Raw genomic sequence first — 20791 nt, forward strand, 5'->3', positions numbered from 1 at the left:
AATCAAACCACATGGTGTAATAGTTTGGGTTATCGTTTGTCACGGGTAAGTGATTTAACCAATGCGAAGTGTGATGTAAATAGTAGTAGGTTCCCATGTATAAATAACATAGATGGTGCGATGCCGTCGTCAGGTACTTTTTATTATAGACGTCATGTAGGAGCAGGTTTTTTCACGGAGTGGGGTAATATGAACAGCTATGCTGATACGGGTTTCATCAGCAACAACTACTGGACGAGTGATGCCACAAGTATCCGTAATTTCCATGTTCTCTCTACTAGTGGCGGCGTTGACGGCAACGGTAACAGTTACAGCTTCTCTGCTGCTTGCACCACACCTTAGTTTTTAGTGTTTAGTTCTTAATCCTTAGGCGCGGGGGGGGACGGTGCTTGAGAGGATAATATAACAAAGAATAAAGCCCCCGCGTAAGTTGGGGCGTTTTCCTTAGGGTTGCGCTATTGTGGCGAAGCCACAATAGCGCCGCCCCCCCCCGCCGACGCTGAAAGCGTGGTTGGCAATTCTAATGATTACGCTGTGGCGGTTTAAATTCGTGGTCTATTTATAGTACGGCAAAGTTTCGGACGTTTTGACCTTAGGTGAAAAAATAGCCACAGTGACCACGTCCGAGCAAAGGGAATTAAAGCGAATACCCTTTGCAATCCCTCGCTTTAGCGCATAATGTGTCTACGGCGCTACTCGTATCATCCTGATACTCGCCTTTTCGAGGCCATCTTTGCTGTGCTCAGATGTTCAAATTTGTTCCAGACAAATTTGTCTGACGCCAGAATAAGACAAATAACATAGCCTTAGGTGGTTTTTGTGAGTTGTTTTGTGTTAAAAAGCAGTGCAATTACATCCCAAAAGTGATCAGAAAAGGTATTGATTTTTATTAAAGCTTTTATTTTTCTGTTTTTTGTGATTTCCTATGACTTTACTAAGATTTCGATTGTTTTTGATTGCTTGGATATTGATTGTGGTGTTTTGATTAAACCACTTAAAAAGCAAGAAAGATTATATTATACTGTCTATCTAATTATTATTTGCTAACAGACTATAAATTAAAGGAAACTTGAGATGCAACAATTACAAACTATTATTGAAGCAGCATTTGAACGTCGTGCTGAAATTACACCGTCAAATGTTGATACAGTTACACGTGATGCGATTAACCAATGCATTGCTTTATTAGACAGTGGTAAAATGCGTGTCGCAGAAAAAATTAATGGTGACTGGATAACTCATCAATGGTTAAAAAAAGCGGTTTTGCTCTCTTTCCGTATTAACGAAAACCAACTGATTGATGGCGGTCCAACTAACTATTATGACAAAGTGCCATTAAAATTTGCTGAATATGATCAAGCAAGATTCCAACAAGAAGGTTTCCGTGTTGTTCCATCTGCTATTGCTCGTAAAGGTGCCTATGTTGCTCGAAATACTGTATTAATGCCATCTTATGTCAATATTGGTGCTTATGTCGATGAAGGTACGATGGTTGATACATGGGTGACAGTTGGTTCTTGTGCGCAAATTGGTAAAAATGTTCATTTATCGGGTGGTGTTGGTATTGGTGGTGTTTTAGAACCGTTACAAGCTAACCCAACCATTATTGAAGATAACTGTTTTATTGGTGCACGTAGCGAAATTGTTGAAGGCGTTATTGTTGAAGAAGGTAGCGTAATTTCAATGGGTGTATTTATTGGTCAAAGTACTAAAATATATGACCGTGCAACTGGTGAAATTCACTATGGACGTGTACCAGCTGGTTCAGTAGTTGTTTCTGGCAACTTACCGACAAAAGATGGCAAATATAGTCTTTATTGTGCAGTTATTGTGAAAAAAGTTGATGCTAAAACTTTAGGTAAAGTAGGTATCAATGAATTGCTTCGTACTATCGATTAATTCACGCTTATATTTTAAAGTCGTCTAAATTATTGTTAGGCGACGATTATTCTATTTATTAACTAGATAATTTTAGTTTTATAACCATTAGAAGAGGAGAATTTATGCCTTCTTTTGATATCGTTTCAGAAATTCAAATGCCAGAAGTTAAAAATGGTGTTGAAAATGCCACTCGTGAGTTAGCTACTCGTTGGGACTTTAAAAATGTTGAAGCATCGTTTGAATTAAATGAAAAAAATGAAACGATTAAAGCAACAAGCCAATCTGATTTTCAAGTACAGCAACTGCTCGATATCCTGCGCGATAAGCTAGCTAAACGAGGTATTGATGGTGGTGCACTTGAAATTCCTGAAGAAATGGAGCACAGCGGTAAACTTTATAGCATTACGGTTAAGCTTAAGCAGGGTATTGATAAAGAGCTATCTAAAAAGATTGTAAAAGCGATCAAAGACAGCAAAATTAAAGTACAAGCTCAAGTACAAGGTGAACAAGTCCGTGTTACAGGTAAATCACGTGATGATTTACAAGCTACTATGGCATTGGTTAAAAATAGCGAATTTGGTCAACCGTTTCAATTTACCAATTTTAGAGATTAATGTGTTATTGAGTTGATATTGCCAACAATTGTCGGCAATATTATCCCTTAAACTTTGTAAAAAATTTCAGAAAAGACAGTGTTTGAATAAGGGGATGCAATAACTATTATGATGTTTTAAACCTGAATGTAAGTAGATAAAAAAACGAGATTTTTTGTAAATACGTTATGCTGTCTGCTTGTCTATCCTCTTAATTATAACAATATTTATTATGATGAAAAAAGTAGCTATATATTTATTTTTTCTTATCTTTTCTGGGCATTTGTTTGCACAAGAACCTAATAGCGAAGTAAAGGAAATAAAGAAAGTTTTTATTGATAATCTATTATCAAAAATGACGCTTCAAGAAAAAGCGGGACAATTGCGCCTAATTAGTGTTGGTGGTGATCTAACGTTAGATAAAGTACTTGATAAAATTGAAGCAGGTGAAATTGGTGGCATTTTTAATACTGTTGTCGAACCTGACCTTTCTCAAATGCAGGAGCGTGCTCTAAAATCTCGCAATAAAATTCCTCTATTTTTTGGTTTTGATATAATTCATGGACATAGAACTATCTTCCCAATTAATTTAGGTATTGCATCCACTTGGGATCGTAGTGCAATTGCAAAAGCTGCTGAAGTATCAGCTGACGAAGCTACCTCGGATGGATTAAATATAACTTGGGCGCCAATGGTTGATATTACACGTGATCCTAGATGGGGGCGTGTGTCTGAAGGGTTTGGAGAAGATCCTTATTTAACCTCAGAAGCTGGGCGGATTTTTGTTGAAAAGATGCAAAAGCAATCGCTTGCCGATAAAAAATCATTGGTGACATCAGTAAAACATTTTGCACTTTATGGCGCAGTTGAAGCAGGGCGTGAGTATAACAGTACGGATATGAGCGAACGCAAAATGTTCCAAGAATATCTTGTGCCTTATAAAGCAGCAATTGATGCAGGTAGCAGGGCAGTTATGGTTTCGTTAGTGAGCGTTAATGGTATTCCAGCAACGGGGAATCATTGGTTGTTAACCGAAGTGCTACGGAATCAGTGGCATTTTGATGGTGTTGTTGTCAGTGATCATGGGGCTATTCGTGAACTTATTAATCATGGCGTAGCTAGTGATCCGAAAGATGCTGTACGTGTTGCGATTAAAGCTGGCATTGATATAAGTATGAATGATGAATATTTCTTACAATTTTTACCTGAATTAGTCGAAGAAGGTGCCATTACAGAAGATGAAATAAATCAAGCTTGTCGTCATGTACTTGAACTTAAATATGATATGGGGTTATTTAGTGATCCTAATCGTAATTTAGATCCAAAATTAGATATCGATACAATGTTTGCTGATAATCGATTACATCGTGAAGAAGCTCGTGATGTGGCACGCCGCAGTATTGTGTTATTAAAAAATGAGAATGAGATATTACCGCTAGCTAAAAATAAGAAAATTGCGGTGATTGGTCCATTAGCTGATTCAAAACGTGATATTTTGGGGAGTTGGTCGGGAGCTGGGCGTGCTAATTTAGCGGTAACTCCATTAGAAGGTATTAAAAATGCAGTTAAAAATCCTGAATCAATTAGCTATGCATTTGGTGCCAATCTTTCTGATGATGAAAATTTATATCGGTTTTTAAATTTATACGGAGAAACAACTAAATTTGATAATCGACCAGCCGATAAAATGATTGCAGAAGCGGTGAAAATAGCTAAAAAAGCTGATATTGTTATTGCCTTTGTTGGTGAGGCAGAAGGTATGGCTCATGAGTCATCAAGTCGAACAGATCTATCTTTGCAAGCAACTCAAAAACAATTAATTAAAGCAATGAAAAAAACAGGTAAACCTTTGGTCATTGTCTTAATGAATGGTCGTCCTTTAACATTATCTGAAGAGTATGCTCAAGCAGATGCTATGCTTGAAACTTGGTTTTTAGGAACCGAAGGTGGTAATGCTATTGCCGATGTGCTATTTGGTGACTATAACCCTTCGGGCAAATTGCCCATGTCTTTTCCTTATAATGTTGGGCAGATCCCAGTCTATTATAGCCATTTGAATACAGGCCGTCCTCGTGGTACGGAAAATATGGGCAAATATACAACCTCGTATTTTGATAGTCCTAATGAGCCGTTATTCCCCTTCGGATTTGGTTTGAGTTATACCAATTTTGCGATGGACTTTTCGTTATCAAGTACTAAAATGAATCGAGATGGTGAAATTATTGTCACCGTTAATGTTGAAAATACAGGAAATAGAGAAGGTATGCAGACCGTCCAGCTTTATTTGCAAGATGTGACAGCGTCGGTTAGCCGCCCAGTGAAAGAGTTAATTGGTTTTGATAATATTACTTTAAAACCGCACACTAAGGGTCAAGTAAAATTTGTGATTAAATATGATATGCTGAAATTCTGGAACAATAAAATGCAATATGTTGCCGAACCAGGAAAATTTAATGTGTATATCGGTAGTGATTCGACAACTCAGGACAAGCAAACATTTACTTTGCTTGATTAATACTTGTTAAGTAATTTGGGTAATTTTCACATAGGATAATGCTGTGCAAAATGATATTACTTTTTATCAACGTTTTAAGTCTGATATTTTAGCTGGTTTAAAAGTCATTACCATTCGAGATAAGAGTGAATCACATTTTAAAGTTGGTGATAAGCTTCGTGTTGGAACTTTTGAAACTGATGAGTATTTTTGTACAATTAAAATAGTTAACATTACACAAATTACATTTGATCAACTTACCGAAAACCATGCCCAACAAGAGAATATGACTTTGAGTGATTTGAAAAAAGTAATTTCTGACATATACCCCAATGAAAATCATTTTTTTGTAATTCATTTTTCGCTCTTATAATAAAAAAGACGCATTGTTAATGCGCCCTATTTATTTTTATAACTAGCAAAAAACTATTGATTTATAGGTAGCACATCTAAAATTAAACCATCCACAGCAATAATTTCAACACGCTGCCCAACATTAAGATCTTCAACGCATCTTGCCGACCATGTTCCATCTTTGATTTTTACCCGACCTGAGCCATTAACAATAGCATCTGTGACAACTGTTTTAATACCAATTAAATCTTGTTGTGGCTGATTGATTTCGCCTTTACTTGATTTATCTTTACCTTGCTTTTTGAGCCAAAGCCACCAAAGATAAGCAGATACAAGCGTTAGAATTGCAAATAAAATCCATAAAATTGGCCAAGAAAGAGGTAAAATCCAAGCAATTAAACCAACAATAATAGCAGCTATCCCACTCCAAAGCCCGTATCCACCAGTACCAAGTAATTCTATAATCAGCAAAATACCGCCTAAAGCAATAAATACCCAATGGGGCGAACTATAGAAAACCATAAAAAAATCAGTCATTGTTGATTACCTTTATAATACATTCAGTAAAAATCTTAAACATAGCGTTTATAGATTTTGTTAAAAAGTTTCAGGAAACACTATGTTTAAGTATAAAATTTGATTTTTATTTAGTATTTTTAATCATTTCGTTAATGCCTCCAATGCTATCCATGATCCACAAAATTGGCCAAGAAAACGGTAAAATCCAAGCAATTAAAACAATAATAAAAGTAGCGATCCCACTCCAAAAACCATATTTGCCAGTATTGAGTAATTTTATAACTAGCAAAATACCACCTAGAACAATAAATCCCCAATAAGGCGGATTATAGAAAACCATCAAAAAACCATTCATTATCAATCACCTCTAAGATTCATTCAGTGAAATTTCTAAATATAGAGTTTACGATTTTGTTGAAAAGTTTCAGGAAACACTATGTTTAAGTATAAAAATTGATTTTTTATTTCGTGTTTTTAATCAATTCAGCAATACCACCAATACTACCCATTAAACTTGACGCATCAAGTGGCATCATAATCACTTTACTATTATCCGATGAACCAATTTGTTGTAATGCTTCAGTATATTTTTGGGCAACAAAGTAGTTAATAGCATTAATATTACCTGCAGCAATAGCATCGGATACCATTTGAGTTGCTCTTGCTTCTGCCTCGGCTGCACGTTCACGCGCTTCTGCTTTTAATATTTCAGATTGTTTTTCACCTTCTGCTTTTAATATTTCAGATTGTTTTTCACCTTCAGAGCGTAAAATCGCTGCTTGACGAACACCTTCTGCTTCAAGAATTTCGGCACGTTTATTACGTTCTGCTTTCATTTGCGCATTCATCGCAGCAATCAATTCTGCTGGTGGGCGAACATCTCGAATTTCGATACGGGTAATTTTGATTCCCCATGGACTTGTTGCCTCATCGACAATACTTAGTAACTTAGAGTTAATATGATCACGTTGTGATAACATTTCATCCAATTCCATGCTACCTAAAACAGTACGAATATTAGTCATCATTAAATTAATGACAGCACGCTCTAATTGATTTACTTGATATGCAGCCCTTGCTGCTTCTTGTACTTGGATAAAGCAAACAGCATCAATTTGCACATTAGCATTATCTTTTGAAATGACTTCTTGTGATGGAATATCGAGTACTTGCTCCATCATATTAATTTTACGACCAACACCATCCATAAACGGAATAATGATATTTAAACCGGGTTCAAGTGTATGGGTATATTTACCAAAACGTTCGATAGTATATTGATAACCTTGGGGAACAATTGTAATTGCCTTTAAGACAGTAATTAACGCAAGCAAAACAATAACACCAATGACGATATAAAATACTGGCATAGTTCAAAAATCCTTATAATTTTTTATAATAAAAATGAGTCAACCATTTTATAGATTATTAAATTTTTTGCCTAGTTATAAATGCGAAGTTTGTTTTTAAAAATAAATAATCTCTTGACAGTGTGCTAGTAAACTAGTTTAATAGTACAAAATTTATTTTTAATCGATAAAAATTATGAAAGCACAATATTTACATCTTATTACTCGTCAATTCACCAGCTTTGGTTGGTGGTACGTTACCTTTTGCGGGTGATGTAATGATGTATTGTCTTTTTTACACAACCCGCTTTATGCGGGTTTTTTAGTTTTTGGATGTTAAACGAATCAGCTAAATAAAAATTTAAATGTAGAGAGCCAACAATGAATAAGCCGACATTAACACAAATAACCCAAACCATCGGTTATTATCAAGATCCAACTCAAGTGTTTTATCAATTGTGCGATAGTAAACCGGCAACGTTGTTACTAGAATCAGCCGAAATTGATAATAAGCAAGGAATTAAAAGTGTCATGATTGTCGATAGTGCATTACGTATTTCGGCAATAAATAATGAAGTGAGTTTTAAGGCATTGACCACAAATGGTGAAAAGCTATTACCTTTATTACAACAGGCTTTTACAGACAAGTTAGATAATGTACAAGTGGATGAACAAACACTTAAATTGGTATTTCCCACTATTGATAGTATGCAAGATGAAGATTCAAGATTAAAGTCGCTATCAGTTTTTGATGCATTACGCACATTATTGACTATTGTGAATATCCCTGAACAATGTGGTCAAGATGCGATTTTTGTTGGTGGGCTATTTTGTTACGACCTTGTCGCTGGATTTGAAAACTTACCTAATTTACCTACAGAGCAGCGTTGTCAAGATTTCTGTTTTTATTTAGCTGAAACAATATTAGAAATAAATCATAAAGATCATAAATCCATTTTAAAAACGACGGTTTTCACTTCTGATTCAAAAGAAACTGAGCGCTTAACGCAACGGTTAATTAATTTACAAGCAACATTAAATAGCACAATGAAAGCTATTCATACTCAGTCCCTTACTAATATTGATGTGACATGTAATAAAAGTGATGATGATTTCAATACAATTATCAAAAAAATGCAAGATGCAATTGAGCAGGGGGAAATTTTTCAAGCAGTACCTTCACGGCGTTTTAAATTACCTTGCCCTGAGCCATTATCGGCTTATCAGGTATTAAAAAACAATAATCCAAGCCCTTACATGTTTTATATGCAAGATAGTGATTTTGTGTTATTTGGAGCCTCACCTGAAAGTGCACTTAAGTATACTAAAGCAACTAATCAAGTTGAAATTTACCCAATTGCCGGTACTCGTCCACGAGGTTTAACTGCTAATGGCGATATTGATTATGATTTAGATAGTCGATTAGAACTCGAAATGCGTACCGATAAAAAAGAACTGGCTGAACACTTAATGTTAGTTGATTTAGCTCGCAACGATTTAGCGCGTATCTGTAAACCCGGTACTCGTTATACTAAAGATTTGTTAAAAGTGGATCGTTACTCTTTTGTGATGCATTTAGTTTCGCGTGTGGTTGGTCAGTTACGCAGTGATTTAGATGCGCTTCATGCTTATCAAGCCACTATGAATATGGGAACATTAACAGGAGCACCCAAAGTTCGTGCGATGCAATTAATTGCTGAATCAGAAAAAGTTAAACGTGGTAGCTATGGTGGTGCTGTTGGCTATTTTACCGCGAATGGTGATCTTGATACCTGTATTGTGATTCGAAGTGCCTATGTCGAAGATGGCATAGCGACAGTACAAGCTGGCAGTGGTGTGGTGCTAGATTCAAAGCCACAATCAGAATCTGATGAATCACGTAATAAAGCACGTGCAGTTATTCGAGCTATCATGGCAGCGCATAATGTAGAAGGTGTATTCTAATGGCTAATATCTTATTTATTGATAATATTGATTCTTTTACTTATAACTTGGTCGATCAATTACGTAATAGTAAGCATTGTGTGACGATTTATCGAAATACTATCCCTGCAAATGTAATTATTGAAAAATTGTCACAAATGCAAAACCCTATTTTAATGTTATCACCAGGTCCAGGAGCGCCAAGTGACGCTGGATGCATGCCAGAACTGTTAAAACGTTTAAAAGGTAAATTGCCTATTATTGGTATCTGCCTTGGTTATCAAGCTATTGTGGAATCCTATGGTGGAGCGATTGTGCCAGCTGGCGATATTTTGCATGGTAAGGCATCTTTAATTGAGCATGATGAGCAAGCGATGTTTAAAGGATTACCAAATCCGCTACCGGTGGCTCGTTATCACTCTTTAAAAGGTGAAAATATTCCAAAAACACTAACCATCAATGCGCTTTGCAATAATATTGTAATGGCAGTTCGTAATGATGAGGATCGGGTTTGTGGTTTTCAATTTCATCCAGAATCGATATTAACCATTCAAGGTGTAGAATTATTAGAACAAACTATTAAATGGGCACTAAATCCTCCACAAAAACAAGAGAAGCCAAAACAGGAAGCTATTGTTGATAAGCAAGAGTATAATATTCAACCTATTGTTAATAAATTATATTTAGGGCAAACCCTTACACAAGAGGAAAGTAAAATACTATTTAATTTAATTATTCAAGGTAAGATTGAACCAACTGTATTGGCTACCGCAATAATTAGTATGAAAGTTCGTGGTGAAAAACCGGATGAAATAGCAGGGGCAGCTTTAGCATTGCTTGAGAATGCCGATCTTTTTGATTCTCCAGATTATGATTTTACTGATATTGTTGGTACTGGGGGTGATGGCACCAATAGCATTAACATCTCAACAGCTAGTGCTTTTGTGGCTGCAGCATTAGGTTATAAAGTGGCTAAACATGGTAATCGTGGTGTATCAAGTAAATCAGGCTCTTCCGATGTGCTTTCTGCCTTAGGCATTAAATTAAATATGTCAGCACAAACATCTCGTCAGGCATTAGATGAACTTGGCGTGTGCTTTTTATTTGCCCAGCAATATCATTCAGGTTTTCGCCATGCAGCACCAATACGCCAACAATTAAAAACTCGGACCATTTTTAATGTGTTAGGGCCATTGATTAATCCATCTCGTCCTAAACGTATTTTATTAGGCGTGTATCATCCAGATTTAATCCAACCGATTGCTGAAACATTAAAAATGCTTAATTATAAACATGCTTATGTGGTGCATGGTGCAGGAATGGACGAAGTTGCTATTCATGGTAAAACTGACGTTGCTGAAGTTAAAGATGGTGAAATTCGTTATTTTACGCTTAAACCTGACGATTTTGGCTTGCCAACATTTACCTTAAAAGATATTGAAGGGGGTACACCTGAGCAGAATCGTGATATGTTAATTGCCATTTTACAAGGTCACGGAAAACCAGCACACCAATCAGCAATTGCCGCTAATGTTGCGATGTTAATGAGCTTATTTGGCGAGTCAAATTTAAAACAAAATGCACAACGGGCAATTGAAATGATGCAAAGTGGTAAACCTTATGCATTATTACAACAACTAGCAGCAAGATAATAAGTGGAGAATAACATGGCAATTGCAGCATTAGTAAAAAATGTTGAAATGGCAACAGTATTGAAAAAAATCATTGAAGATAAACAAACATGGTTAACTGAGCAGTTAGCAGTAAAGCCAATTAATACCTTTAAATCAGCGATATTCCCTAGTGATCGCAATTTTTATCAAGCGTTAAATCAACCTAAAACGGTTTTTATTTTAGAGTGTAAAAAAGCGTCGCCATCAAAAGGATTGATTCGGGATGATTTTGATCCAGCCGCTATTGCTAAAGTTTATAAAGATTATGCTTCAGTAGTTTCAGTATTAACTGATGAAAAATATTTTCAAGGTAGCTTTGAATTTTTACCCATAGTTCGTAATGAAATCACACAACCCGTGCTTTGTAAGGACTTTATTATTGATGAATATCAGATCTATTTAGCGCGTTATTATCAAGCTGACGCAGTACTATTAATGCTATCTGTATTGACGGATGATGAATATCGTCATCTAAGTAACATTGCTCATAAGCTCAATATGGGGATATTGACAGAAGCTAGTACTGAAAACGAAGTTGAAAGAGCCATCCAACTGGGTGCGAAAGTAATCGGTATTAATAATCGTAACTTAAGGGATTTGACGGTTGATCTAAATCGGGTAAAGGCCTTATCCAAATCAATTCCTAACGATCGCATTATTATTAGTGAATCGGGTATTTATACTCACAATCAGGTTAAAGAACTGAGTCGTTTTGCAGATGGATTCTTAATTGGCAGTGCGTTAATGTCTGAACCAAACTTAACTTTGGCAATTCGTAAGGTGATGTTAGGCGAAAATAAAGTATGCGGTTTAACACGTCCCGAAGATGCTGTTAGTGCTTATCAAGCTGGTGCAGTTTATGGTGGTTTGATTTTTGTCACAAATTCAGCACGTTATATACAGCCAATTAAAGCTCGAACAGTTATTGCAGCAGCGCCACTTAATTGGGTTGGTGTATTTCGAAATGAAGATATTGAAACCGTATGCCAAATAGCAAAACAGTTATCTTTATATGCAGTGCAACTGCATGGAGATGAAGATGCAAACTATATCAAAACATTGCGCCAAGAATTACCCAAAACTTGTCAAATTTGGCAAGCATTAAGTATTGATGGTGCTGTACCTGAACATGCCAATCCATTAGTGTCTCGTTATATCTTTGATCATGGTGCAGGCGGTACAGGAAAAAGCTTTGATTGGTCGCTACTTGATAATCAAGATCTAAATAATGTCATTTTAGCTGGAGGCATTAATCCAGAAAATATTAAATCAGCTTTAGCGACGAATGTGATTGGTGTTGATCTTAATTCAGGGGTTGAAGTTTCACCAGGAGTTAAAGATAAACAGAAAATCCAAGCAGTATTTGAACAAATTTAATTTTTTAATTTAAAAAAGGAATGGTTATGTCTAAATTAAATCCTTACTTTGGCGAATTTGGTGGGCAATATGTCCCGCAAATATTAATGCCAGTACTTGAGCAACTTGAGGATGCCTTCATCTCTGCAATCAACGATCCAAACTTTCAGAAAGAGTTTAATGACCTATTAGTTAATTATGCAGGTAGACCAACCGCACTGACATTATGTAAAAATTTAACTGCAGGAACAAAAACTAAGCTTTATTTAAAACGAGAAGATTTAGTGCATGGTGGTGCGCACAAAACCAACCAAGTATTAGGGCAAGCCTTACTTGCAAAAAGAATGGGAAAAACCGAAATCATTGCCGAAACAGGTGCAGGGCAACATGGTGTTGCATCAGCTTTAGCCTGCGCACTACTTGGCTTAAAATGCCGAATTTATATGGGTGCAAAAGATGTTAAACGCCAAGCTCCTAACGTATTTAGAATGCGATTGATGGGCGCAACAGTCATTCCAGTTGAAACGGGATCAGCAACGTTAAAAGATGCATGTAACGAAGCACTACGCGATTGGTCTGGTAGTTACGAAAAAGCTCACTATATGCTTGGCACAGCAGCAGGTCCGCATCCTTTTCCAACAATTGTACGTGAATTTCAACAGATGATCAGCCGCGAAGCTAAACAACAAATCCTTGAAAAAGAAGGACGTTTGCCTGATGCAGTAATTGCATGTGTTGGTGGTGGTTCAAACGCAATTGGTATGTTTGCTAATTTTATTGATGATAAATCCGTCAAATTAATTGGTGTAGAGCCAGGAGGTCATGGGATTGAAAGTGGCGAACATGGCGCTTCGTTAAAGCATGGTAAGCTTGGCATCTATTTCGGTATGAAATCACCGATGATGCAAACGGAAGAAGGACAAATTGAAGAATCTTATTCAATATCGGCAGGGTTAGATTTTCCATCAGTTGGTCCACAGCATGCGTATTTAGATAGTATTGGTCGTGCTGATTATGTTTCAATTACTGATGATGAAGCGCTTGATGCATTTAAAGCGTTATCACGGCATGAAGGTATTATTCCTGCGTTAGAATCATCACACGCATTAGCTTATGCTATGAAAATGATAAAAGAAAATCCAACTAAAGAACAGCTACTAATAGTTAACCTGTCAGGGCGTGGCGATAAAGATATCTTTACCGTTTATGATATTTTAAAAGCAAAAGGAGAAATAGAATGAGCCGTTATCAAAAACTGTTTGCAACATTAACAGCCGAAAAACGAGGTGCTTTTGTTCCTTTTGTTCCAGTTGGTGATCCAACGCCAGAACTGTCATTTAAAATCATTCAAACTTTAATTGAATCTGGCGCTGATGCACTAGAGCTAGGGATCCCATTTTCAGATCCTATGGCCGATGGTCCAACTATTCAAAATGCCAATATTCGGGCATTTAAAGCAGGAATAACAGTTGAAAAGTGTTTTGAAATTTTAACCAATGTCAGAGCGCAATACACCAATATTCCAATAGGATTACTTATTTATGCTAATTTAGTTTTCAAAAATGGTATCGACGACTTTTATGCCAAGTGTGCCAAAGCGGGAGTTGATTCAGTATTGATTGCTGATTTGCCAGCTCAATATGCACAAGAATTTACAGTGGCCGCCGAAAAATACAATATAGCACCGATTTTTATTTGTCCACCAAATGCTGATGATAAAGTCATTCAAAGTATTGCTAAGCAAGGCAAAGGTTATACCTATTTGGTATCACGAGCAGGTGTTACTGGTGCTGAAAATCGAGCTAACAAACCGCTTACCCATCTGATCAAAAAATTAGTTGAGTTTGGCGCTCCACCTGCGTTACAAGGGTTTGGTATTTCAGAACCGAATCAAGTTAGCGAAGCGATTAAATCCGGTGCAGTTGGGGCAATTAGCGGATCGGCAACAGTAAAAATTATTGAGAAAAACCTCGACAATCCTGAACAAATGCTTAACCAATTAGCCAAATTTGTTCAATCAATGAAACAGGCAACTAGCAAGTAATTTATATTACTTTATAGTACTAAATAGTGGGCACAATAATAGGCTTGAGAATGGAATTATTGTGCCAATATAAGTTAAACAATTATGCTTAAGTTAAGTGGTATATATATTAAAATTGACGTGTAGCATATTTTTAATAATTTTAAGGTTACTGATAAAATCAGTGTGATTTGCAGTTGCATTTTATTTAAAATGCCGTATAATTCTCATTCATCTATCGCGGGGTGGAGCAGCTTGGTAGCTCGTCGGGCTCATAACCCGAAGGTCGTTGGTTCAAATCCAGCCCCCGCAACCACTTAAATTTTCATTCATAAACCAATTTATCCTGTTATTGTCTGAAAGTTCGAATAAAGTGGCTTCATTATAGTTAGTTTTTGAATGTAAGCCTCGCATGTCGAGGCTTTTTTTCGTGTAGTGATTTAAGCGTAAGTTTAAAAAGAATGTTGGGCTTTATGCCCTTTTTTATTTTCTGCTGTGGAGGTTTGTTTGGCTAATATAGAACAACAATTAACCGATATTATCCAAGAGCCAGTTAATGCACTTGGTTTTGAATTAGTCGGAGTTGAATATATTCGTGGTCGTTATCCTATACTACGAGTCTATATTGATAGTGAAAATGGTATTACGGTTGATGATTGTGCTGATGCAAGCCGTCAAATCAGTGCGGTGCTTGATGTAGAAGACCCGATCAAAGATGCTTACAATCTTGAAGTTTCATCACCAGGAATGGACAGACCTTTGTTTACGCTTGAGCATTATCAGTGGTTTATTGGTGAAGAAGTTACAGTCAGTCTACGTATACCTGTTGCTAATCGCCGTAAATGGAAAGGACGAATTAAGTCTATCGATAGCCAAATGATTACATTAACTGTAGATGATAAAGATGAAGTATTTGCTTTTAGTAATATTCAAAAAGCGAATATTGTACCTAATTTTAACCTTAAATAGAGTACGGATGTAAAGGATGAATAAAGAAATTTTAGCTGTTGTTGAAGCTGTATCAAACGAAAAAGCACTTACGCGTGATAAAATTTTCGAAGCTTTAGAAACCGCATTAGCAACGGCCACAAAAAAGAAGCATAATGTTGATATTGACGTTGTTGTTAAAATAGATCATAAAACAGGTGATTACGACACTTTCCGCCGTTGGCTTGTTGTTGATGAAGTTACGCAACCAACTAAAGAAATGACATTAGACGCTGCACAATACGAAGACCCATCTGTTAAACTTGGCGATTACGTTGAAGAGCAAATTGAATCCGTTGCTTTTGACCGTATAACCACACAAACAGCAAAACAAGTTATCGTACAAAAGGTACGCGAAGCTGAGCGTGCAATGATCATTGACATGTTTAGAAATCGTATTGGTGATATTGTGACTGGAATTGTCAAAAAAACCAATCGCGATAGCGTGATTCTTGATTTAGGTAACAATGCAGACGCAATGATGTCACGCCATGATATGTTACCGCGTGAAAACTTCCGTATAGGCGATCGTGTCCGTGGTATTTTATATCTTGTAGAACAAAATAATAAACCTGCACAACTATGCATTAGCCGTTCAAACCCTGAAATGATGGAAGAGTTATTCCGCATTGAAGTCCCTGAAATTGGTGAAGAGATGATTGACATCAAAGGCGTGGCTCGTGATCCTGGCTCACGTGCTAAAATCGCAGTTAGTAGTAATGATCGTCGTATTGACCCTGTTGGTGCTTGTGTTGGTATGCGTGGTGCGCGCGTACAAGCAGTATCTAATGAATTTGGTGGAGAACGTATTGACATTGTTTTATGGGACGATAATCCTGCACAATACGTAATTAATGCTATGGCGCCGGCAGATGTTGTTTCAATTGTTGTTGATGAAGACAAACACACCATGGATGTAGCCGTCAATGCTGAAACTTTACCACAAGCCATTGGTCGAAATGGTCAGAATATCCGTTTAGCTTCACAGCTTACTGGCTGGACACTAAATGTGATGAGTAACGAAGATTTACAAGAAAAACATCATGCAGAATCTTTTGCTGCAATCAATAATTTGATGAAACATCTTGATATTGATGAAGGGCTTGCACAGCTATTAGTTGAAGAAGGCTTTACCTCACTTGAGGAACTTGCCTATGTGCCAGTTGACGAATTGCTTGAAATTGAAGAACTTGATGAAGATCTTGTTGAAGCATTAAGAACGCGAGCAAAAGATGCATTAACAACACTTGCACTAGCAAATAGTGGCGAAAAACAACCAGCTCAAGATTTGCTAAATCTACCTGGTATGACACAAGAGTTAGCTTATCAATTAGTACAACATGACATCATTACTTTGGAAGATTTAGCAGAACAAGGTACTGATGATTTAGCTGAAATTGAAGGTATAACAAACGAACAAGCTGGCGATTTTATTATGGCTGCTCGTAATATTTGTTGGTTTGCAGATGAATAATTGAGGAAAAGTAATACATGACCAAAGTATCAATAGAAACACTGGCTCAAGAAATCAATACACCAGTGCAAACACTTTTGCAACAGTTTGCTGATGCAGGTATGAAGAAATCTGCAACAGACACTGTCACACAAAAGGAGAAAGAAGCTTTGCTTGCTCATTTAAAACCTCAGCAAGGTCCAACAAAGTTAACATTGCAACGTAAGACGCACTCAACCTTAAATGTGTCGAGCGGTGGTGGCAAAAGCAAAGAAATAAAAGTAGAAGTTCGTAAAAAACGAACTTTTGTTAAACGCGATCCAGCTGAAATTGCGGCGGAGCAAGAAAAAGCACGCTTAGAAGCTGAACAAAAAGCTCGCCAAGAAGCCGAATTAAAAGCGAAACAAGAAGCCGAATTAAAAGCGCGTAAAGAAGCGGAAGAAAAAGAAAAGAAAGCTGAAGAAGAAGCGAAAAAGCGTGCTCAAGAGGAAAAAGCGAAAGCGGCACAAGAGCGAGCAGTTGATCCAAAAGTAAAAAAAGCGCAAGAAGAAAAAGCACGATTAGAAGCTGAAGCGAATGAAATTAAACGTAAAGCGGAAGAAGAAAATCGTCGAAAATTAGAGGAAGATGCCAAGCGTATGGCTGAAGAAGCTCGTAAGCTAGCAGAACAATATAATGAAGTTGATGATAGTGATCATACAGAAGATGAAGATTATCATGTGACAACCTCTAAATACGCTAGAGCAGCAGAAGATGAAACTGATCGTGAAGTTGAAAGCGCTCGTGGACGTGGTCGAAATACTAAACAAACTAAACAGAAAAAAGGCAACAAGTTATCAGAAGGCAAAGCGGAACGTGAAGAAGCTCGAGCTGTGACTCGTGGCGGCCATAATAAAAAGAAAGGTAAAAGCACGTTGCAACAAAGTTTTACTAAACCTGTCCAAGCGGTTAATCGTGATGTTGTTATTGGTGAAACCATTACCGTTGCTGAATTAGCGAATAAAATGGCAGTAAAAGGTTCCGAAGTGATCAAAACTATGATGAAAATGGGGGCAATGGCAACTATTAATCAAGTTATCGATCAAGAAACAGCACAATTAGTGGCTGAAGAAATGGGACATAAAGTAGTACTTCGTCGTGAAAATGAGCTCGAAGAATCTCTTATGAGCGATCGTGATACAGGTGCAGAAAAAGTTTCTCGTGCACCTGTAGTTACCATTATGGGACACGTTGACCATGGTAAAACTTCTTTACTTGACTATATTCGTAAAGCAAAAGTGGCTTCAGGCGAAGCTGGTGGAATTACACAACATATCGGTGCTTATCATGTTAAAACACCAAATGGAGAAATAACTTTCTTAGATACTCCAGGTCATGCGGCGTTTACCTCTATGCGTGCGCGGGGTGCTAAAGCAACGGATATTGTAGTACTTGTTGTTGCTGCTGATGATGGTGTAATGCCACAAACTATAGAAGCAATCCAACATGCTAAAGCGGCAAATGTACCAATTGTTGTTGCTGTTAACAAAATTGATAAACCTGAAGCTGATCCAGAGCGTGTAAAAGGCGAACTTGCACAATATGGCGTGATGTCAGAAGATTGGGGGGGGGATACTCAGTTTGTTCATGTGTCTGCTAAAGCAGGTACTGGTATTGATCAACTACTTGAAGCCATCTTACTACAAGCTGAAGTGCTTGAATTAACCGCGTACGAAACAGGTATGGCAAGCGGCGTTGTGATTGAATCATTCCTTGATAAGGGTCGTGGTTCAGTTGCAACAGTACTAGTTCAATCAGGTACATTGCATAAAGGTGATATCGTACTTTGTGGATTTGAATACGGTCGTATCCGAGCGATGCGTAATGAACTAGGTAAAGAAGTGACTGAAGCTGGTCCATCAATACCAGTTGAAATTCTTGGCTTGTCTGGAGTACCATCAGCTGGTGACGAAGCTACTGTTGTACGCGATGAAAAGAAAGCTCGTGAAGTTGCGCTTTATCGACAAGGTAAATTCCGTGATGTAAAACTTGCTCGTCAACAAAAGGCGAAGCTTGAAAACATGTTTACCAACATGACAGAAGGCGATGTTTCTGAACTTAATATTGTTCTAAAAGCAGATGTTCAAGGTTCTGCTGAGGCGATTTCTGATTCATTACTTAAACTATCAACAGATGAAGTTAAAGTTAAAATTATTGGATCAGGTGTGGGTGGTATAACCGAAACTGACGCATCACTGGCTGCTGCATCAAATGCGATCATTTTAGGCTTTAACGTTCGTGCCGATGCTTCAGCACGTAAAGTGATTGAATCAGAAAATTTAGATCTACGTTATTACTCTGTTATTTATGATCTAATTGACGAAGTTAAACAAGCCATGAGCGGTATGCTTGCACCAGAATACAAACAAGAAATTATTGGTCTTGCTCAAGTGCGTGATGTGTTTAAATCACCTAAATTTGGTGCAATTGCAGGTTGTATGGTAACCGAAGGTGTTGTTAAACGTCACAACCCAATTCGTGTATTGCGTGATAACGTTGTTATCTATGAAGGCGAACTTGAATCATTACGTCGCTTTAAAGATGATGTTAACGAAGTACGTAATGGAACCGAATGTGGTATTGGTGTGCGTAACTACAACGATGTTCGTGTTGGCGACACGATTGAAGTTTTTGAAACTATCGAAATCAAACGTACGATCTAATTACAACGTATTTGATGTTATAAGCAAGGTATAGTCCTTGCTTATTCATTTATAAGGAAAATAGATATGGCAAAAGCATTTAATCGTTCATCTCGAGTTGGGCATGAATTACAAAAAGAAATTGCAATTATCTTACAACGAGAAATCAAAGACCCTCGTCTTGGTATGGTAACCGTTTCAGGCGTTGATATCTCGCGTGATCTTTCGTATGCCAAAGTTTTTGTGACTTTTTTGAATGACGATGATCCACAAGTTATTGAACAAGGATTAACGGTACTTAATGATGCTAAAGGTTACATTCGAACCTTAATTGGCAAAGCGATGCGTTTGCGAATCATTCCAGAGATAAAATTCTTTTACGATGAGTCGCTTGTTAAAGGTATGCAAATGTCGAGTTTGGTGGCGGATGTTATCAAACAAGATAATGAGCGTCATAAAGATTAATATTAAAAAATAGTCCTGAACTCTGTCAAAAAGTTTCAGGTAACTATGTGTTTCAGTATAAAAATGATGAATATAAAAAAAACTCGCCGTGATCTTCACGGCGTTTTATTACTAGACAAACCACAAAGCATGACATCAAATGATGCGTTGCAAAAAGTAAAATGGTTATTTAATGCTAAAAAGGCAGGGCATACGGGAGCTCTTGATCCACTAGCGACAGGGATGCTTCCTATCTGTTTTGGTGAAGCAACCAAATTTTCACAATATTTATTGGATTCAGATAAGCGTTATCGTGTGATCGCCAAACTAGGAGAACGAACCGACACATCTGATGCTGATGGTCAAATTATATGTACCAAACCTGTTAAAGTGACTGGATCACAAATCAACCAAGCTTTAACTCATTTTCGCGGTAATATTTTACAAGTGCCAACTATGTTTTCGGCATTAAAATATCAAGGAAAACCACTTTACCAATATGCTCGCCAAGGTATTGTGGTTGAACGTGAAGCTAGACCAATTACCGTTTACGAAAATCAATTTATCCAATTTGATGCCATAAAAAACGAATTAACGTTAGAAATACACTGCTCAAAAGGCACCTACATCCGAACCATTATTGATGATTTAGGGGAATTATTGGGTTGCGGAGCACACGTTATTTATTTAAGGCGTTTACAAGTTTCCAATTACCCGATTGAAAACATGGTCACCTTAGAACAGCTACAAAATATCGAACTTAAAGATGATCTACTAATGCCCGTTGACAGCCCATTGCAAGATCGCCCAAAAGTTACCCTTAGCGATACGCAAGGTAAAGACATATTATTAGGACGAACCATTGAACTTGAAAGCTCCACGCAAGTTGAAACCTTAGTGCGAATTTATCAAGGCAAGCAATTTATTGGCGCTGGTATAATGCAAAATAACAAATTATCGTCAAAGCGTTTAATATCAACATCCTGGTATGTCCACACTTTTTAGTACCAAAAAGATAAGGTCATCGATTTCTTTTGTATTCAATCGGCGACTGGTAATTT

At 37.1% G+C, this 20791-nt stretch carries 18 protein-coding genes, 1 tRNA gene and 1 other annotated feature; of the genes, 16 read left to right on the plus strand and 3 right to left on the minus strand.

Going from position 1 to position 20791, the window contains the following annotated elements; genetic code table 11:
* From J6569_RS09635 to yqfB, 5 genes are all read left to right on the plus strand, one after another.
* A partial coding sequence (locus J6569_RS09635; RefSeq protein ID WP_296318334.1) for a hypothetical protein occupies positions 1–342 on the plus strand: 342 nt, incomplete at its 5' end.
* Positions 343–1074: 732 nt separating this feature from the next.
* On the plus strand, positions 1075–1899 hold the full coding sequence (dapD, locus tag J6569_RS09640; protein WP_065560185.1) for a 2,3,4,5-tetrahydropyridine-2,6-dicarboxylate N-succinyltransferase: 825 nt from the start codon (positions 1075–1077) through the stop codon (positions 1897–1899).
* Positions 1900–2003: 104 nt separating this feature from the next.
* On the plus strand, positions 2004–2495 hold the full coding sequence (locus J6569_RS09645; protein WP_065560184.1) for a YajQ family cyclic di-GMP-binding protein: 492 nt from the start codon (positions 2004–2006) through the stop codon (positions 2493–2495).
* A 214-nt stretch (positions 2496–2709) separates the two neighbouring features.
* On the plus strand, positions 2710–4989 hold the full coding sequence (gene bglX, locus J6569_RS09650; RefSeq protein ID WP_366941262.1) for a beta-glucosidase BglX: 2280 nt from the start codon (positions 2710–2712) through the stop codon (positions 4987–4989).
* Positions 4990–5032: 43 nt separating this feature from the next.
* Positions 5033–5341 carry a N(4)-acetylcytidine aminohydrolase gene (yqfB, locus tag J6569_RS09655; RefSeq protein WP_034910676.1) on the plus strand — a complete coding sequence of 103 codons (309 nt, stop codon included), beginning with the start codon at positions 5033–5035 and terminating at the stop codon, positions 5339–5341.
* A gap of 53 nt (positions 5342–5394) precedes the next feature.
* Here the strand turns inward: yqfB and J6569_RS09660 are convergent, their stop codons facing one another.
* The 3 genes from J6569_RS09660 to J6569_RS09670 form a co-directional block, all read right to left on the minus strand.
* A complete protein-coding gene (locus J6569_RS09660) occupies positions 5395–5859 on the minus strand; it encodes an NfeD family protein (RefSeq protein ID WP_065560179.1) in 465 nt (154 codons plus the stop codon).
* Positions 5860–5965: 106 nt separating this feature from the next.
* On the minus strand, positions 5966–6196 hold the full coding sequence (locus tag J6569_RS09665; RefSeq protein WP_065610987.1) for a hypothetical protein: 231 nt from the start codon (positions 6194–6196) through the stop codon (positions 5966–5968).
* Between the two features lie 106 nt (positions 6197–6302).
* Entirely contained in the window at positions 6303–7211 is a 909-nt protein-coding gene (locus J6569_RS09670) for an SPFH domain-containing protein (protein WP_085164139.1), read from the minus strand.
* Positions 7212–7431: 220 nt separating this feature from the next.
* Positions 7432–7517 (plus strand) — a sequence feature (Trp leader region).
* Between the two features lie 54 nt (positions 7518–7571).
* Here J6569_RS09670 and J6569_RS09675 point away from each other — a divergent pair.
* The 11 genes from J6569_RS09675 to truB all read left to right on the plus strand — a co-directional run bounded on the left by J6569_RS09675 (position 7572) and on the right by truB (position 20735).
* Complete coding sequence (locus tag J6569_RS09675) at positions 7572–9134, plus strand: anthranilate synthase component 1 (RefSeq protein WP_296318336.1); 1563 nt, start codon at positions 7572–7574, stop codon at positions 9132–9134.
* Entirely contained in the window at positions 9134–10765 is a 1632-nt protein-coding gene (gene trpD, locus J6569_RS09680; protein WP_085164143.1) for a bifunctional anthranilate synthase glutamate amidotransferase component TrpG/anthranilate phosphoribosyltransferase TrpD, read from the plus strand. Before J6569_RS09675 ends, trpD begins: the two co-directional genes overlap by 1 nt.
* Before the next feature lie 15 nt (positions 10766–10780).
* Positions 10781–12163, plus strand: a complete 1383-nt coding sequence (gene trpCF, locus J6569_RS09685) for a bifunctional indole-3-glycerol-phosphate synthase TrpC/phosphoribosylanthranilate isomerase TrpF (protein WP_065590105.1) — start codon at positions 10781–10783, stop codon at positions 12161–12163.
* Positions 12164–12183: 20 nt separating this feature from the next.
* Complete coding sequence (gene trpB / locus J6569_RS09690) at positions 12184–13383, plus strand: tryptophan synthase subunit beta (protein WP_174798024.1); 1200 nt, start codon at positions 12184–12186, stop codon at positions 13381–13383.
* Positions 13380–14186 (plus strand): tryptophan synthase subunit alpha, encoded by an 807-nt coding sequence (trpA, locus tag J6569_RS09695; RefSeq protein WP_296208526.1) that lies wholly within the window; start codon positions 13380–13382, stop codon positions 14184–14186. The genes trpB and trpA overlap by 4 nt, the downstream gene beginning before the upstream one ends.
* Before the next feature lie 218 nt (positions 14187–14404).
* Positions 14405–14481: transfer RNA gene (locus J6569_RS09700), tRNA-Met, on the plus strand.
* 191 nt (positions 14482–14672) lie between these two features.
* Positions 14673–15134 (plus strand): ribosome maturation factor RimP, encoded by a 462-nt coding sequence (gene rimP / locus J6569_RS09705; protein ID WP_296318337.1) that lies wholly within the window; start codon positions 14673–14675, stop codon positions 15132–15134.
* A 16-nt stretch (positions 15135–15150) separates the two neighbouring features.
* Positions 15151–16626 carry a transcription termination factor NusA gene (nusA, locus tag J6569_RS09710; RefSeq protein ID WP_034910699.1) on the plus strand — a complete coding sequence of 492 codons (1476 nt, stop codon included), beginning with the start codon at positions 15151–15153 and terminating at the stop codon, positions 16624–16626.
* A 17-nt stretch (positions 16627–16643) separates the two neighbouring features.
* Positions 16644–19307: a translation initiation factor IF-2 gene (gene infB, locus J6569_RS09715; protein WP_174798026.1), complete on the plus strand. Its 2664-nt coding sequence runs from the start codon at positions 16644–16646 to the stop codon at positions 19305–19307.
* A gap of 66 nt (positions 19308–19373) precedes the next feature.
* Complete coding sequence (rbfA, locus tag J6569_RS09720; RefSeq protein ID WP_065560170.1) at positions 19374–19751, plus strand: 30S ribosome-binding factor RbfA; 378 nt, start codon at positions 19374–19376, stop codon at positions 19749–19751.
* A gap of 66 nt (positions 19752–19817) precedes the next feature.
* Positions 19818–20735, plus strand: a complete 918-nt coding sequence (gene truB, locus J6569_RS09725) for a tRNA pseudouridine(55) synthase TruB (protein ID WP_366941263.1) — start codon at positions 19818–19820, stop codon at positions 20733–20735.
* Positions 20736–20791 lie beyond the last annotated feature (56 nt).

This window comes from Gilliamella sp. (assembly GCF_024104075.1).
Classification (GTDB): Bacteria; Pseudomonadota; Gammaproteobacteria; order Enterobacterales; family Orbaceae; genus Gilliamella; species Gilliamella bombi.